Annotated in this window: 2 protein-coding genes and 1 pseudogene; all 3 read left to right on the top strand. The window is 46.0% G+C overall.

The window, feature by feature from the left end:
• Positions 1–471, top strand: a 471-nt coding sequence (locus ACFINA_RS09565) for a phage tail protein (RefSeq protein ID WP_375615517.1), incomplete at its 5' end; no start/stop codon positions are given.
• Complete coding sequence (locus ACFINA_RS09560; RefSeq protein ID WP_375609809.1) at positions 468–722, top strand: tail protein X; 255 nt, start codon at positions 468–470, stop codon at positions 720–722. The genes ACFINA_RS09565 and ACFINA_RS09560, both read left to right, overlap by 4 nt.
• A pseudogene (locus ACFINA_RS09555) lies at positions 713–1317 on the top strand (late control protein); the annotation flags it as partial. The gene ACFINA_RS09560 and the pseudogene ACFINA_RS09555, both read left to right, overlap by 10 nt.

Raw genomic sequence — 1317 nt, 5'->3', positions numbered from 1 at the left:
CTGATGTTAGGACCACATCTTTTTTATGTGGACTGGCTGAATTTCCAATCCTTTGAGGAAGAGTTTTCTGCTTCATGGGTTTGCCTAGAGCGTTTTGGTGAGGCTCCCGGTTTGCAATTTACCGGTTATGGCAATGATGCCAAAACCATCCATGGGGTGTTGTTTCCAGAAGAGTTTGGGGATCGGGTAGCCATTGATGCTATCACCAGAACCATTCGTGCTGCCAAGCCCGTTCAGATGATCCGTTGGATGAGTGACAATGGCTATAGCGCCATTCTCCATGGATCAGTGGTAATCACCAGTGTCACGAAAGATCACGACTATATTAGTCGCTCTGGTCAATCGGGGCGCATTCGCTATGCCATTAGCTTGTTACCGTTTTTCGATGGAGGAAAACCACAAGGTCAATATCAGGTGGGACAATACCAAGAGGGATATGGTCAATATTCCCAAGGAGGAGAAACGCCATGAAGATACCAGAAAAGCACCTCGTGGTAGAGCTAGAAGATATGAGTCTCGATCTGATCTGCTTTCACCATGCCATGGCTGTGTTAGGGGACCGTTCTCAAGTTGGGGGACTAAATGGCTATTTAGAAGCCACACTGGAAGCCAATCCAGGTATTGCAGGGTATGGTGCTCTGTTGCCACGGGGCTTAAAGGTCATTCTGCCTGAGTTTGTCAGCCAAGAAAAGAACAGCGTGGTGAAGCGGTTATGGGATTAATGCGCACGCATCCTTTTATTGAGGTGAGGGTGGGGGATAAGCTTGTTCATGAGGTTTTTTACCAGCGTCTTTTAACCGCAACCATTACGGACCATGCCGGCAATGAAGCCGATACATTTGAAGCAGAGTTTGATGATAGTGGTAATGATTTAGAGGTTCCCTCAAGCAACAGCACTCTGCAAGTGATTTTTGGCTATGAGAACAGCATCAGTGCCTTTATGGGGCGTTTTATTGTTGAGTCGGTGGTGAGTATTGGGGGCAGTGATGGAGAGATTTTGCGCCTTTGTGGCAAAAGCGCCTCGATGCGTAAAGAACTCAAAGAACAAGCGAGTGAACATTTTGATCACAAAACTGTTGGTGAGATTGTTGAGACACTCGCCAAACGCCATGGCTATCAAGCAAAGGTCAGTCCACAATTTATCAAACAAACTCTTTCTTATGTGATTCGTACAGATCAATCGGCGGTTGATTTTTTAACCCGTCTTGCGGACCGCATGCAGGCGCGTTTTTTAATCAAAGACCATAAGTTTTTATTTTTAAGCGGGGATAATTTACCAGCACTTGAACTTCATAAGCACGACTGTTCTAACTGGGA

Origin of the sequence: Bartonella sp. AC10YNML (assembly GCF_042196825.1) — a bacterium.
GTDB lineage: Bacteria > Pseudomonadota > Alphaproteobacteria > Rhizobiales > Rhizobiaceae > Bartonella.
This window is presented reverse-complemented; position numbering and strand designations above follow the sequence as displayed.